The following is a 14450-nucleotide window of genomic DNA, read 5'->3' as shown; positions in this document are numbered from 1 at the left end:
GTATAAAACACTTCCCGTTAAAAGCCGTTGTATAGCGAAACGACGCTCCAGAAAGCATCGGAACAACCAATATATAACCTAAACAACTTGATTATGGAATGGATTTTCAACCAGCTCAGGGAACGCCCCGAACTTGCCATTTTCCTCACTATATTCCTGGGATTCTGGCTGGGGAAACTGCGTATCGGTAAGTTTACGCTGGGCACAGTGACCAGTGTACTGCTTGTAGGCGTACTGGTAGGGCAACTGAATATAGCCGTACCGGGTCCGATAAAGTCGGTATTTTTTCTGCTTTTCCTTTTTGCCGTGGGCTATAAAGTGGGTCCCCAGTTCTTCCGCGGACTGAAAAAGGACGGATTACCCCAAGTAGGCTTTGCCGTACTGATGTGTGTATCCGTACTGTTAGTGACCTGGCTGCTGGCCCTGATGATGGGCTACAATGCCGGTGAAGCTGCCGGACTGCTGGCCGGTTCGCAAACCATCTCCGCCGTCATCGGAGTGGCAGAAGACACCATGGCCAATATGGGACTGGACGAGGCCCAACGACAAAGTTACGTCAACATCATTCCCGTATCCTACGCCGTCACCTACATTTTCGGTACGGCAGGCTCGGCATGGGTCCTATCATCCATCGGTCCCAAGATGCTAGGCGGGCTGGAAAAGGTGAAAGCCGCCTGCAAGGAACTGGAGGCGAAGATGGGCAGCTCTCTGGCTGACGAACCGGGATTCATGCCGGCGGCACGCCCCGTCACTTTCCGTGCCTACCGGGTCGAAAACGAATGGTTCAAGAATGGAAAGCGGGTGATTGACCTGGAAGTCTACTTCCGGCAGCACGACAAACGTCTATTTGTGGAACGCCTCCGCAAATCCGGAGTTGTGGTGGAAGTCAGCATGAACATACAGATAGAGCCGGGAGACGAAGTAGTGCTAAGCGGACGCCGCGAATACATCATAGGCGAAGAAAGCTGGATAGGGCCGGAAGTACAAGATGCCCAGCTCCTGGATTTTCCTGCCGAAAAGTTACCGGTTACAATCACACGCAAGACGGTTGCCGGCAAGACGGTTGCAGTTATCCGAAGGGAAAAGTTCATGCACGGTGTCAGTATCCGGAGCATCAAGCGCGCCGGAATATCCATTCCCGTGCTGGCACAAACGGTAGTAGATGCCGGCGACGTCATCGAAGTGGTAGGTACCAGGCAGGAAGTGGAAGCAGCAGCCAAACGTCTGGGGTATATAGACCGCCCTACCAACCAGACGGACATGATATTCGTAGGCCTGGGTATCCTTGTCGGAGGTTTGTTCGGAGCACTTTCCGTCCATATCGGCGGCATCCCCATCAGCTTGAGCACAAGCGGCGGCGCATTGATTGCCAGCTTGTTCTTCGGCTGGCTCCGCAGTAAGCACCCCACCTTCGGGCGCATTCCCGAACCTTCGCAATGGGTGTTGAACAATGTCGGTCTGAACATGTTCATCGCGGTAGTGGGCATTTCGGCAGGTCCCAGTTTCGTGCAGGGCTTCCACGACGTAGGTATCAGCCTGTTCCTGGTGGGAGCAGCCGCCACCACCCTGCCGCTGATTATCGGCTTGCTGCTGGCAAGGTATGTTTTCAAGTTCCATCCGGCACTGGCTTTGGGCGTCTGCGCGGGGGCACGTACCACTACGGCCGCTTTAGGCGCGGTGCAGGATGCCGTTGAGAGTGAGACACCTGCTCTGGGATACACCGTGACCTATGCCGTGGGCAATACCTTATTAATAATATGGGGTGTAGTCATCGTTTTGCTAATATAAGACGATTCTGTGCCAATACTTACTAATCCAAATCATTCAAAGAATTATTGCCGGAAATGCAAGCGACTATATACCCATTCACTAATAGCTATTCGTCCGACAGCTGTCGGACGATAATTCAACAGTTGTCGGACGATGATTCAACAACTGTCGGACGAAAAGGAAACATATATCGGACGATTAATTTCAAGCAAGGAAAGAAATAGTATACCGCATGAACAGAGATTATTCGCCGAATGACTGAAAACAATAAATAACGAACCTAAACTTGAGCTTATGGATACAAAACTTTTAGAAAAGAAAATGGAATCTATCAGTCCTTTCGAACTGAAGAACCGCCTGATAGACATGGCAGACGAAAGTCTGAAGAAAACCGCCCGTACCATGCTGAACGCAGGGCGCGGCAACCCCAACTGGATTGCAACCGCTCCACGCGAGGCCTTTTTCCTATTGGGAAGCTTCGGCCTGGAAGAGTGCCGTCGCATCATGGATTTGCCCGAGGGCATTGCAGGCATCCCCGAAAAAAAAGGCATTGCCTCCCGCTTCGAAGCCTTCCTGAAAAAGAACAATAACGCACCGGGTGCCAAATTGCTGGAACAAACCTACAACTACCTGCTGATGCAGCATGCCGCCGACCCCGACAGCCTTGTACACGAATGGACCGAAAGCATTGTAGGCGACCAGTATCCCGTGCCCGACCGCATCCTTCATTTTACGGAAATCCTTGTGCAAGATTACCTTTCGCAAGAGATGTGCGACAACCGTCCTCCCCGGGGTGCCTATGACCTGTTTGCCACCGAAGGTGGAACAGCCGCCATGTGCTACATCTTCGACTCCCTGCAGGAAAACTTCCTGCTGAACAAAGGGGACGGCATCGTCCTCATGGTTCCTGCCTTTACCCCCTATATTGAAATCCCACAACTCAGCCGCTACCAGTTTCGAGTGACCAAAATACATGCCAACCGCATGAATAACGAAGGGATGCACCTCTGGCAGTACAGCGACGAAGACATAGACCGCTTGAAAAGCCCTAAAATCAAGGCCCTCTTTGTCACCAATCCCAGTAATCCGCCCAGCTACACACTCAGTCCGGATACAATGGCGCGCATCGTGAGCATCGTCAGGAATGACAACCCTAATCTGATGATTATTACAGACGACGTATACGGTACATTCAGTCCGCACTTCCGTTCGTTCATGGCAGAAATTCCCTACAATACGCTTTGCGTCTATTCATTCTCCAAATACTTCGGTGCCACCGGATGGCGCAATGCGGTCATTGCCCTGCACGAATTCAATCTGTTCGACAAGCTGATAGCCAAACTGCCGAAAGAGAAACGGGAGATTCTGCACCGCCGCTACTCCACCCTCACTCTGGAACCTGAAAAACTGAAGTTTATCGACCGTATGGTTGCCGACAGTCGCCAGGTGGCACTGAACCATACCGCCGGACTGTCATTGCCACAACAGATGCAGATGGGCCTTTTCGCCGCCTTTGCCCTGCTGGACAAGGAAAACAAATACAAGCAAAAGATGCAGGAGATTATCCGCCGCCGATTGCATGCCCTTTGGGAGAATACCGGTTTCACGCTGACGGAAGACCCGTTGCGTGTAGGTTATTATACAGAAATCGACATGCTGGTTTGGGCAAAGAAGTTCTATGGGGACGACTTTGTAGAATATCTGAAACGTACCTACAGCCCGCTGAACGTAGTCTTCCGCCTTGCCAAAGAAACCTCTCTGGTGCTGCTGAACGGCGGTGGTTTTGACGGCCCCGAATGGAGCGTGCGCGCCTCACTCGCCAATCTGGACGAGAAAGACTATGCGACCATCGGCCAAGGCATTAAAAGGATATTGGACGAATATGCAAAAGAATTCTTTAAAAGCAGAATTTGAAAGGTGAAAGGTAAAACTTTCAATTTTCAATTAAATAGTATACGGAAGCGGGTCAATCCATCGCTGTAGGTACGCAGGGAGAACGTGCAACCATGACGGCTCAAAACTTCCCGGATAAACACCAGGCCAATTCCCTGCCCGTTCGGCTTGGTGGAAAAGAAGGGGCTGAAGAGTTTAGCTTCGGTCTCTTTACTTATCCCCGGACCATTGTCAACGACTTCGACAGAAGCGGGGGCAGTGGTCCTTACTATTATCTCACCTTGCTGTCCGTTTTCTCCGGCGTCCCCCTCTATACTTTCGGCGGCATTCTTGATGATATTCACAAGCACCTGCTCAAAAAGAGAAGCATCCATACGCACCATTCCCACCTCTGGGTCGCATTCCAGACGTAGCTCTATATTGCGGTCATTGCACATTCCTTCCATGAAACGCTTGCACATGGACACCAACTCATTCAGCTGGACGGGTGCCAGGGTAGGTTCGGGTATCTTTACCACATCTGCAAAACGGGTAATGAAACGGCTCATCGAGAAACAACGCTCCGTACAGACGCGCATCACGTCGCAGATGTCCTCCATATCATCTTCTGTAGAAAGTGCCTGCTCCACTGTATCGAGTGTGGAAGTGATGCCCGCAGTGGTATTGTTCACTTCGTGAGCTATCATGCGGATAACCTTTTCATAGGCACGCTTCTCGGCACGCATCACTTCTTCTGTCATACGCTCTATCAAGAAAAAAGGATGTTTGAACCCTCTGTCAATAAAAGAAGAATGGGTGCATTTATAAATATTCGCGTCATTGAGACGGACCACTGCCGTCTCGTCTTTGGGAATGGACGAAAGTTCGGCAGCCAACGGGGAGTCCATCTGGTCCAGCCGTTTTGTCATCGCCTCCTCCATACGGACACCGAGCATCTTTACCGCCATCGGATTCAGTTGCGACACTTCATCGTCCATTGTCAGGATAACAACCCCCATTGGAGATGCCTGAATCAGCAAATCCAAGAAGTGATTCTGCTCGCGCATGCGCAACCGTTCATTCTTGAGCTGCTCCATCATTCGGTTAAAGATATTCACAATGCGGTCTGCCTCGTACTGCCCTACCCGGCTGAGACGACTACTGAAATCCTGCTCGCGCAGCAACTCCATACCGCTGCCTATGGTGTTCATCGGCTTCACTATCTTATTATAGAATACTATCAGATAGATAAGGATAAACCCGATGAGCCCCTCCAATACGTACAGATACAAAGGCGGCTTCCCACTCAGCAAATATACCAGCATTCCACCCAGACCGAGCAGAAAAAGGACAAGTATGAAGAAAAAGAATTTTATGCGCACGGGACTTGAATATTATATTTTTCCAAACGTCTGTAAAGCGCAGCGCGGCTGATGCCTAATGACACTGCCACTTGACTGAGATTCCCTTTATGCTGTTCCAACGCCTGCAAGATAGTCTGCCGCTCTATTTCATCCAAGGTCATACCTGCAAAAGAAGTACCTTCGGCAGCTTTGGCCGGTTCGTCGTGACGCAGATATTGGGCATCGAAATCCGTGGCATCCAGCACCGGCTTGCCGCTGACCAGAATGGTACGCTCCACCAGATTCTTCAACTCACGAATGTTGCCCGGATAAGGCAGGCGGGAAAGGAAATTCAGAGCGTCGGCCGAGAAATCCGTACGCGGCAAGCCGTTCACCTCTGCCTGACGGTCGGCAAAATGACGTGCCAGCAAAGGTATATCCTCACGGCGCTCCCGCAAGGAGGGCAGTTTTACGGTAATCAGGTTGATACGGTAAAAAAGGTCTTCACGGAAAGTACGTTCGGACACCATCTTGCGGAGGTCTGCATTAGTGGCGGAAACGACGCGCACATCGACTTTGCGGGGACGGCTATCGCCCAGCACTTCGAATGTCTGGTCCTGAAGCACGCGCAGCAGTTTCACCTGGCAGGAAGGGTCGAGGTCACCAATCTCGTCGAGGAAGATAGTACCTTTATTTGCCATTTCAAAACGCCCTATACGGTCGGCGCTGGCATCGGTAAACGCCCCTTTCTTATGGCCGAACATCTCGCTCTCGAACAAGCTCTGCGAGATGCCGCCGAGATTCACCTTGACAAAAGGCTGCTTCACACGTTGGCTGTTGATATGGATGGCTTCGGCAATCAGCTCCTTGCCCGTTCCGCTTTCGCCCGTAATCAGCACCGAAGCATTGGTACGGGCTATGCGGGCCACTGTGTTCAACACTTCCATCAACCCTTTGGACTTACCTATAATATGGCTGCGATTCAATGCGGTAGTCTGTTCTTCCGGCACCTCTTTCGGGGCGGCCGTAAGCTCAAGGGCCGTCTCGATGCGCTGCAAAAGAGCAGCATTGTTCCAAGGCTTGGTTATGAAATCGAATGCGCCGGCCTGCATACCCTGCACGGCAAGCTGGATACTTCCCCATGCCGTCATCAAAATAACGGGCACATCGGGACGGAACACCTTTACCTGCTTCAATAAGGTAAGTCCCTCTTCTCCGGTAGTGGAAAGAGTGAAGTTCATATCCATCAAAATCAAGGCGGGAGCTTCGGCCCTCACTATGTCCATAGCTTCGCGAGGGCCCGGAGCCGTTTTCACCTCATATCCGGCACGCTTCAGCATAAAGCTGAGGGAAGAGCGCACAGCACTATCGTCGTCTATTATCAGTATCATAAAAATTGTAGTTTGTTTCCCGCAAAAATAAGTAAAAAAGCAGAGTTATGAATGATAAGTTATAAGTTATTTACCTATAATATCGCATATACGGTACTTTTACCGGCAAATAACTCATAACTTATCACTTGCAACCCGTCGACTTATCCTCTTACCACCTCTTCAAAATCAGCTTCCAATTCCGTATCGCGTTCAAAATCCCAAAGGGTCAAGCTGCGGAGCTGATAGAAGTAATACCAATAGTAGTACAGCTCTGAAATATGCTTTTGACGGGCTTCGTCTTTAGAGTTCTGTGCATCGTTCAGGTCCAGGGTGCTGATTTTACCTATCATAAAGGTCTCTACACTGGTCTTGTAACGCTTCTCAGCAATGACATCCGCCTCTTCGGCTATGTCCAGCTGTTGCGCCTGGTTGTTGAAGTTAGCCACCAGCAAAAAGATGTCCTGATTAAAGTCCATCTGTTCCTGACGGATTCTGGACAAGACCACTTCACGGTTGCTCTTTGCCACTCTTACCTTGCCGCGGCGCTTGCCCCAGTCAAGGATAGGAATCTTGACGCCTACCTGCACAATCTGATTATCAAGCAAGTCCCGGTAGGCTGAAGAGAATTCATGGTTCTGCCCCGTATAGCCCACACTGGCAAAGAGGTCGATGCTGCGCAAGTTTCCGCGTGCCGTTGCCACTTCATAATCAGCTTCGAGCTGGCGGCGGCGAATGTTCTGTGCAAAGGAGTTGCGTTCCAGTGCCTTGTTCAGCACACGGTCATACTCCATCTTTATATCGGGAACAGTGGCGGGCAACACCGGATTCAGGCTTTCCTGCTCGGACACCCCGAGGAAAGAACGGAGCTGGAACATTTTTGCATTCAAGTTGCTCTCTGCCTCAGTCACGTCGGCCTTGCCCTGCAATGAATTCAGTTTAAGCTGCAACAAATCATTCTCGGATATCTGTCCCATTTTACGTTTGGCTATGGCCACTTCATAAAGGCGGTCGGCATTCGTCTTGTTCTGCATGGCGGTAGCGAGCGATTCTTTGGCCAGCAGCAACTCAAAGAAATAAGTGATGGTTTTCATCGTCACCTCTTCCGTAGCTGAAATGAACTCGGCCTTTGCCTCGGCATAGCGTACGGGCTCTATACGGCGGTTCCACTTCAAGGTATTCACTCCGAAGACCGGTTGCGTCAACTCCAGACTCACGGGGACTGACATGAACTGCTTCGCTCCTCCGGAACCCAGTTGTTTGAGATAATCCAGCGAAGAAGTCAGTGACAGCTTACCCCCCGTAAACCAAATGTTCTGGTCTACCGAAAGCTGTCCGGACAGCCCCAGTGTATTGTTGCGGACAAAGCTATAGGAGCCGTCGGAATTCTGGTAGGTACTGTAGGACTTGTTATAGTTGGGTAGTGTACCGGTGAAATTCACTTCCGGCAACAAGTCCGCACGGAATGTACGGTATTCCCAATACGCGGTTTTCAATTCATTCAATGCCACAGCAGCATCCACAGACTGCGTACGGGCCAGTACAATGGCCTCCGACAGCGTAATATTGCGTTCATGTCCCAAAGTATCATTCTGCGCCATGGTTGCCAACGGCATCAAAAAACAAACTGCAAGTAAAATATTCTTTTTCATGTTCAATCTTTAAAATTGTCGCAAACAGAAAAGCAAAGAGTGTGCCAAGTGGCCGGAAAGGTTTCATAGAGGGGTAAGTGTTCATTTTCGGACAGTGGGGATGTCCGTTAGCGGACGATATCAAGAAAACAACCGGTCTCTATCTAAAGTCTGAAAAAATCCTTCTAAAGTTCAATTAACCATTAATTAATTGATGAAAAATTTCTTTATTAAGGAAGAATTCTCTTTCTTTGTGCTGCTTTATACCTTTATTAAAAAGGATACAATACTAACATTAATTTATATAGTTATGAAGATTTCACACATTGAGCATCTGGGCATTGCCGTTAAGAGCATTGAAGAAGCCCTTCCGTACTACGAAAACGTTTTAGGTTTGAAATGCTACAACATCGAAACCGTGGAAGATCAGAAAGTTAGAACCGCTTTCCTGAAAGTGGGCGATGTAAAGATCGAATTGTTGGAACCTACTTCTCCCGAAAGCACAATTGCCAAGTTCATCGAAAAGAACAACGGTAACGGTGGCATGCATCATCTCGCATTCGCCGTTGAAGACGGAGTGGCCGGTGCGCTTGCCGAAGTCGAAGAAAAAGGTATCCGCCTTATAGACAAAGCTCCCCGCAAAGGTGCAGAAGGTCTGAACATTGCATTCCTGCATCCGAAGTCAACTCTCGGTGTCCTGACCGAGCTTTGCGAAAAACCGGAATAAGCAAGACTGTAAAATCATCAAATCATAAATTGTATAAACACTTAAAGAATATAAATTCATGAGTAATCAACTTGAAAAGATTAAAGAGCTTATAGACCGCCGCGCTGCAGCACGTCTCGGTGGTGGTGAAAAAGCGATTGCAAAGCAACACGAGAAGGGTAAATATACAGCTCGTGAGCGTATAGCCATGCTTCTTGACGAAGGCAGTTTCGAAGAAATGGACATGTTCGTAGAACATAGATGCACCAACTTCGGCATGGAAAAGAAACACTACCCCGGTGACGGTGTAGTAACCGGTTGCGGTACAATCGAAGGCCGTCTGGTTTATATCTTCGCACAGGACTTCACAGTTTCTGCCGGTTCACTGTCCGAAACCATGTCTCTGAAAATCTGTAAGATTATGGACCAAGCCATGAAAATGGGTGCTCCGTGTATCGGTATCAACGACTCGGGCGGTGCACGTATTCAGGAAGGTATTAATGCCTTGGCTGGCTACGCTGAAATCTTCCAACGTAACATACTTGCTTCGGGTGTCATTCCGCAGATTTCCGGTATTTTCGGTCCTTGTGCTGGTGGCGCCGTTTACTCTCCTGCCTTGACAGACTTTACTTTGATGATGGAAGGTACATCCTACATGTTCCTTACCGGTCCGAAGGTAGTAAAGACTGTAACCGGAGAAGACGTAAGCCAGGAAAACCTGGGTGGCGCGAGCGTTCACTCCACCAAATCTGGTGTTACTCATTTTACTGCACAGACAGAAGAAGAAGGTTTGGCCCTTATCCGCAAACTGTTGAGCTACATTCCCCAGAACAATCTGGAAGAAGCTCCCTATGTAGACTGTACAGACCCTATTGACCGTCTGGAAGATTCCCTGAACGATATCATTCCTGATAACCCGAACAAACCGTACGATATGTACGAGGTAATTGGCGCTATCATAGATAATGGTGAGTTCCTCGAAATCCAAAAAGATTATTCAAAGAATATCATTATTGGTTTCGCACGTTTCAACGGACAGTCCGTAGGTATTGTTGCCAACCAGCCGAAGTATCTGGCAGGTGTGCTCGACAGCAACGCATCCCGCAAGGGCGCACGCTTCGTCCGTTTCTGCGACGCCTTCAATATTCCTATCGTATCATTGGTAGACGTACCGGGATTCCTTCCGGGAACCGGCCAGGAGTACAACGGCGTCATCCTGCACGGTGCCAAACTGCTGTATGCATACGGTGAAGCTACTGTACCCAAGGTTACCATCACACTGCGTAAATCCTACGGTGGTTCGCACATCGTGATGAGCTGTAAGCAGCTGCGTGGCGACATGAATTATGCTTGGCCTACTGCTGAAATCGCTGTAATGGGTGGTGCAGGTGCTGTAGAAGTATTATATGCCCGCGAAGCCAAAGAGCAGGAAAATCCGGCTCAATTCCTGGCTGAAAAAGAGGCTGAATACACCAAGTTGTTTGCCAATCCTTATAATGCAGCTAAATATGGCTACATTGATGATGTTATCGAACCGCGTAACACACGTTTCCGCATCATTCGTGCCCTGCAACAGTTGCAAACCAAGAAATTGACTAACCCGGCTAAGAAGCATGGTAATATTCCCTTGTAATCAAGCTTTTCACACTAAAACAAGAACGATTATGAATAAAACAAAAATCGGAATATTCCTTTCATTGATGCTGGTGTTAGGCTTTTGCTCTTCTTGCAAAGAACAGAAATCGAACAACAAACTGCTGCTGAATGAAGTGCTGGTCAACAACGAGAGCAACTATCAGGATGACTACGGTGTGCACAGCGCATGGATTGAAATATTCAACAGATCATACGGCAGCGCCGACCTTGCAGGTTGCTATCTGAAATTCAGCAGCCAGCCGGGTGATACTGCCAGTTATTTCATTCCCAAAGGTGACGTTCTGACACTCATAAAACCACGTCAGCATGCACTTTTCTGGGCTGATGGAGAACCAAGACGCGGTACATTTCATACGAACTTCAAACTGGATGCCACAAATGCCAACTGGATTGGGTTGTATGATTCCGGCAAGAAATTGCTTGATCAAGTCATAGTGCCTGCCGGTACTTTAAAAGCCAACCAATCCTATGCCCGTGTCAGTGATGCAGCCGACCAATGGGAAGTAAAGGGTGGAAGCGAAGATAAATATGTCACTCCGAGTACCAACAACAAGACTATCGACAGCAATGCCAAAATGGAAAAATTCGAAGAGCATGACAGCGTAGGTATCGGTATGGCTATTTCTGCCATGAGCGTTGTATTCTGCGGGCTGATATTACTCTACATCTCCTTCAAGATTATAGGTAAAATATCAGTTAACCTCAGCAAACGCAATGCCATGAAAGCTAAAGGTATTACTGATAAACAAGAAGCAAAAGAGAAACAACTGGGGCAGGCTCCGGGAGAAGTTTTTGCTGCCATTTCAATGGCCATGCACGAATTCCAAAGCGATGTACACGATGTGGAAGACACGATACTTACCATTACCCGTGTAAAACGCAGTTACTCACCGTGGAGTTCAAAGATTTATACGTTGCGTGAGACTCCTCACAAAAAGTAAGTCACCCATAATAAAATAAAACGATGAAAGAATATAAATATAAAATTAACGGTAACGTATATAAAGTTGCCATTGGAGATATTGAAGACAACATCGCTCATGTAGAAGTGAACGGTACTCCCTACAAAGTTGAAATGGAAAAAGCACCGAAGGTAGTTGTTAAACCGGTAGCACGTCCGGCAGCCACATCCGCTCCTGCTGCTCCTGCTACTCCGGTAGTAAAACCGGCCGCTGCTTCTACCGGCAAGTCAGGTGTAAAATCTCCGCTTCCCGGTGTAATCCTCGATATCAAAGTAAATGTCGGCGATACAGTAAAGAAGGGACAAGTTATCATCATTTTGGAAGCCATGAAGATGGAAAACAATATCAATGCTGATAAAGACGGTAAGATTACAGCCATCAATGTAAACAAAGGGGACTCTGTTCTCGAAGGTACTGACCTCGTAATTATTGAATAATATGGGAGAATTTATCACATTTTTAGGAAACAACCTTGCCGACTTCTGGACTTATACAGGTTTTGCCAATGCAACGGTAGGACATGTGGTAATGCTTCTGGTAGGTTTGTTTTTCATATACTTGGCTGTAGCCAAGGAATTTGAGCCGATGCTATTAATTCCTATCGGTTTCGGTATGCTGATTGGTAATATACCTTTCAATATGGAAGCCGGATTAAAAGTCGGTATCTATGAAGAAGGTTCCGTACTTAATATTCTGTACCAGGGAGTAACCTCCGGTTGGTACCCGCCACTCATATTCCTGGGTATCGGTGCCATGACGGATTTCTCTGCTTTGATATCGAACCCCAAATTAATGTTGGTTGGTGCAGCAGCCCAATTCGGTATATTCGGTGCTTATATGATTGCCCTTGCCATAGGATTTGACCCGATGCAGGCTGGTGCAATCGGTATCATTGGTGGTGCCGATGGTCCGACTGCCATCTTCCTCTCTTCTAAACTGGCTCCTAACTTAATGGGTGCCATTGCAGTATCAGCCTATTCATATATGGCATTAGTACCGGTGATACAGCCGCCTATTATGCGTTGGCTGACCAGTAAAAATGAACGTCTTATCCGTATGAAACCTCCCCGTGTGGTTTCACATACGGAAAAAGTAATGTTCCCGATTATCGGTTTGTTACTGACCACATTCCTTGTACCATCCGGTCTGCCTTTGCTGGGTATGCTGTTCTTCGGTAATTTACTGAAAGAAAGTGGAGTTACACGTCGTCTGGCAAACACAGCCAGTGGTCCGCTGATTGATACCATTACTATTCTGCTTGGTTTGACAGTAGGTGCTTCTACGCAAGCATCCGAGTTCTTAACCCTTGATTCAATCAAGATATTCGGTCTGGGCGCCTTATCATTTGTCATTGCCACAGCATCCGGTGTCATCTTCGTGAAGATTTTCAACCTCTTCCTGAAGAAAGGCAACAAGATTAATCCGTTGATCGGTAATGCCGGTGTATCTGCCGTACCCGACTCTGCACGTATCTCCCAAGTAGTAGGTCTGGAATACGATCCTACCAACTATCTGCTGATGCATGCCATGGGCCCGAACGTTGCCGGTGTAATCGGTTCCGCTGTAGCAGCAGGTATCCTGCTGGGATTCTTAATGTAATACATTTATTCATTCCGTTATCCGGCTTGAATTCTGAACTATTTTAGAGCCCCTTCATTTTTGGAGGGGCTTTTTCGTTAATCTATCTAAAACAGATTACGATTATTTCGTAAATACATTCTTTTTAGTAACTTGCAGTCAGTTTAACCTCATATAAATGATATACTGTATGCGAAAGCTTTTTATCTCCTTATGTTTCAGTGCATGCTGTTCGCTTCTGGCGGCACAGACCACAAATCCCATTCAAGAGGCGATGGCCAACTACGATTATGAAACAGCCTTGATGCTGATCGATCAAGAAACCCCGACCGTCCCCCTACTCTACCAAAAAGGGAAAGCGCTGAAAGGGCTGGGCAATAACCTTGAAGCTCTGAGCGTATTTCAGGAAGTCGTAGCTCAGGATTCTCTCAATCCCCGGGCATACATTGAAGCTGCCGAATGCTGCAAATCACTTGCCAAATATAGCGAGGCACTGGATTACTACCAAAATGCGCTCCACATAAATCCGGACAATAAATACGCACGCATTCAGTATATCAGTCTGCTGATGAACATGAAGAGATACCGTGAGTCTCTAAAGGAAAGCAACCTGCTGGCAGAAAGGGACAGTTCCGCCTATGTACTACACCTTAGAGCCGAAAGTATGGGGCAAGTCTATGACAACACAGAAATCATGCATGTGATAGATGCCTACCTGGACATACAGAAAAGATATCCCAATGATTACCTGTCTGCTGCCAAACTCGGCAACATCTATGTAGCAGGCCACCAGTATGAAGACGCCATAAACATAACGGAGAAATACCGTTCCATAGACTCCACCAACGTCCTTGTGAACCGCATCAATGCCCAAGCCTATTGCCTGAACAAAGATTACCCCAAAGCAATAGAAAGATATGAACAACTGTTACAGGAAAAAGACAGTTCTTTCCAAACCTGCTTCTACGCCGGAATCAGCTATTATGCCCTCGAAGACTTCTACCCAGCACACGACCTGCTGGAAAGGGCTCTTAAAGATGACAATACCAACATCAACGTTCTCTATTATCTGGGACGCGCCTGCTCCAAGACATCATGGAAAGAGGATGGAGTGACTTATCTGGAAACTGCCGTAAGCCTCGCCATGCCCAGCGACAGTGTCATGTCCCGCCTATATGTGGGGCTTGCGGACTGCTACAAGATGGCATTTCAATACACCGACCAGGCGAATACCCTTCTGACGCAATACGAAAAATACGACCGGCAGAAACACAAACTGCTCTACGACGCAGCCTTTATCTATTATTACTATCTGAAAGATGTGTCCAAAGCAGAGAGATATCTGACGGCCTACCTGAAAACCCGTCCGAAAAACAGCAAGGACAAAGTGCAGGAAGTAGATGCGGACGGAGTTCCCATCATCGGAGAAGACAACCGATACAATGCCGCCGAAAACTGGCTGAAGGACATCAGAGAAAAGCGCAAGAAAGAGGACTTCTTCAAGGGAAAGGTCGATACCGCCAGCGTAACCCCCATCAAATAGCCCCAATGAAAACGTTTGC

The 14450-nt window shown here is 48.1% G+C and carries 11 protein-coding genes; 8 read left to right on the top strand and 3 right to left on the bottom strand.

The window, feature by feature from the left end:
* Positions 1-93 precede the first annotated feature (93 nt).
* Positions 94-1788, top strand: a complete 1695-nt coding sequence (gene aspT / locus DW039_RS05360; protein ID WP_120381823.1) for an aspartate-alanine antiporter — start codon at positions 94-96, stop codon at positions 1786-1788.
* Positions 1789-2064: 276 nt separating this feature from the next.
* Positions 2065-3684, top strand: a complete 1620-nt coding sequence (gene aspD / locus DW039_RS05355) for an aspartate 4-decarboxylase (RefSeq protein ID WP_120381777.1) — start codon at positions 2065-2067, stop codon at positions 3682-3684.
* Positions 3685-3710: 26 nt separating this feature from the next.
* On the opposite strand, the gene DW039_RS05350 is transcribed toward aspD, so the two are convergent.
* The 3 genes from DW039_RS05350 to DW039_RS05340 form a co-directional block, all read right to left on the bottom strand.
* A complete protein-coding gene (locus DW039_RS05350; protein ID WP_120381776.1) occupies positions 3711-5024 on the bottom strand; it encodes a PAS domain-containing sensor histidine kinase in 1314 nt (437 codons plus the stop codon).
* Entirely contained in the window at positions 5015-6376 is a 1362-nt protein-coding gene (locus DW039_RS05345) for a sigma-54 dependent transcriptional regulator (RefSeq protein WP_005835956.1), read from the bottom strand. Before DW039_RS05345 ends, DW039_RS05350 begins: the two co-directional genes overlap by 10 nt.
* Before the next feature lie 143 nt (positions 6377-6519).
* Positions 6520-8007, bottom strand: coding sequence for a TolC family protein (locus DW039_RS05340; RefSeq protein WP_005826781.1), 1488 nt, complete (start codon positions 8005-8007; stop codon positions 6520-6522).
* A gap of 289 nt (positions 8008-8296) precedes the next feature.
* Between DW039_RS05340 and mce the strand changes: the two genes are divergently transcribed.
* The 6 genes from mce to DW039_RS05310 all read left to right on the top strand — a co-directional run bounded on the left by mce (position 8297) and on the right by DW039_RS05310 (position 14431).
* Positions 8297-8713: a methylmalonyl-CoA epimerase gene (mce, locus tag DW039_RS05335; protein ID WP_009036790.1), complete on the top strand. Its 417-nt coding sequence runs from the start codon at positions 8297-8299 to the stop codon at positions 8711-8713.
* A 58-nt stretch (positions 8714-8771) separates the two neighbouring features.
* Entirely contained in the window at positions 8772-10325 is a 1554-nt protein-coding gene (locus DW039_RS05330) for an acyl-CoA carboxylase subunit beta (RefSeq protein WP_005826784.1), read from the top strand.
* Positions 10326-10356: 31 nt separating this feature from the next.
* Positions 10357-11289 carry an OadG family transporter subunit gene (locus tag DW039_RS05325; protein ID WP_008663742.1) on the top strand — a complete coding sequence of 311 codons (933 nt, stop codon included), beginning with the start codon at positions 10357-10359 and terminating at the stop codon, positions 11287-11289.
* A gap of 23 nt (positions 11290-11312) precedes the next feature.
* A complete protein-coding gene (locus DW039_RS05320) occupies positions 11313-11747 on the top strand; it encodes a biotin/lipoyl-containing protein (RefSeq protein ID WP_005826788.1) in 435 nt (144 codons plus the stop codon).
* A gap of 1 nt (position 11748) precedes the next feature.
* Positions 11749-12909 carry a sodium ion-translocating decarboxylase subunit beta gene (locus tag DW039_RS05315; RefSeq protein WP_005826789.1) on the top strand — a complete coding sequence of 387 codons (1161 nt, stop codon included), beginning with the start codon at positions 11749-11751 and terminating at the stop codon, positions 12907-12909.
* Between the two features lie 169 nt (positions 12910-13078).
* Positions 13079-14431, top strand: a complete 1353-nt coding sequence (locus tag DW039_RS05310; RefSeq protein WP_005835952.1) for a lipopolysaccharide assembly protein LapB — start codon at positions 13079-13081, stop codon at positions 14429-14431.
* The last annotated feature ends 19 nt before the right edge of the window (positions 14432-14450 follow it).

It is taken from the genome of Bacteroides sp. AF39-16AC, from assembly GCF_003602735.1.
GTDB classification, from domain to species: Bacteria; Bacteroidota; Bacteroidia; order Bacteroidales; family Bacteroidaceae; genus Bacteroides; species Bacteroides uniformis.
This window is presented reverse-complemented; position numbering and strand designations above follow the sequence as displayed.

Bases quoted from the DNA above. Each gene is read 5' to 3' on its own strand.
- DW039_RS05315 (WP_005826789.1), top strand. From the start codon at position 11,749: ATGGGAGAATTTATCACATTTTTAGGAAACAACCTTGCCGACTTCTGG.
- aspT (WP_120381823.1), top strand. From the start codon at position 94: ATGGAATGGATTTTCAACCAGCTCAGGGAACGCCCCGAACTTGCCATT.
- DW039_RS05345 (WP_005835956.1), bottom strand. From the start codon at position 6,376: ATGATACTGATAATAGACGACGATAGTGCTGTGCGCTCTTCCCTCAGC.
- DW039_RS05310 (WP_005835952.1), top strand. From the start codon at position 13,079: ATGCGAAAGCTTTTTATCTCCTTATGTTTCAGTGCATGCTGTTCGCTT.
- DW039_RS05340 (WP_005826781.1), bottom strand. From the start codon at position 8,007: ATGAAAAAGAATATTTTACTTGCAGTTTGTTTTTTGATGCCGTTGGCA.
- aspD (WP_120381777.1), top strand. From the start codon at position 2,065: ATGGATACAAAACTTTTAGAAAAGAAAATGGAATCTATCAGTCCTTTC.
- DW039_RS05325 (WP_008663742.1), top strand. From the start codon at position 10,357: ATGAATAAAACAAAAATCGGAATATTCCTTTCATTGATGCTGGTGTTA.
- mce (WP_009036790.1), top strand. From the start codon at position 8,297: ATGAAGATTTCACACATTGAGCATCTGGGCATTGCCGTTAAGAGCATT.
- DW039_RS05320 (WP_005826788.1), top strand. From the start codon at position 11,313: ATGAAAGAATATAAATATAAAATTAACGGTAACGTATATAAAGTTGCC.
- DW039_RS05330 (WP_005826784.1), top strand. From the start codon at position 8,772: ATGAGTAATCAACTTGAAAAGATTAAAGAGCTTATAGACCGCCGCGCT.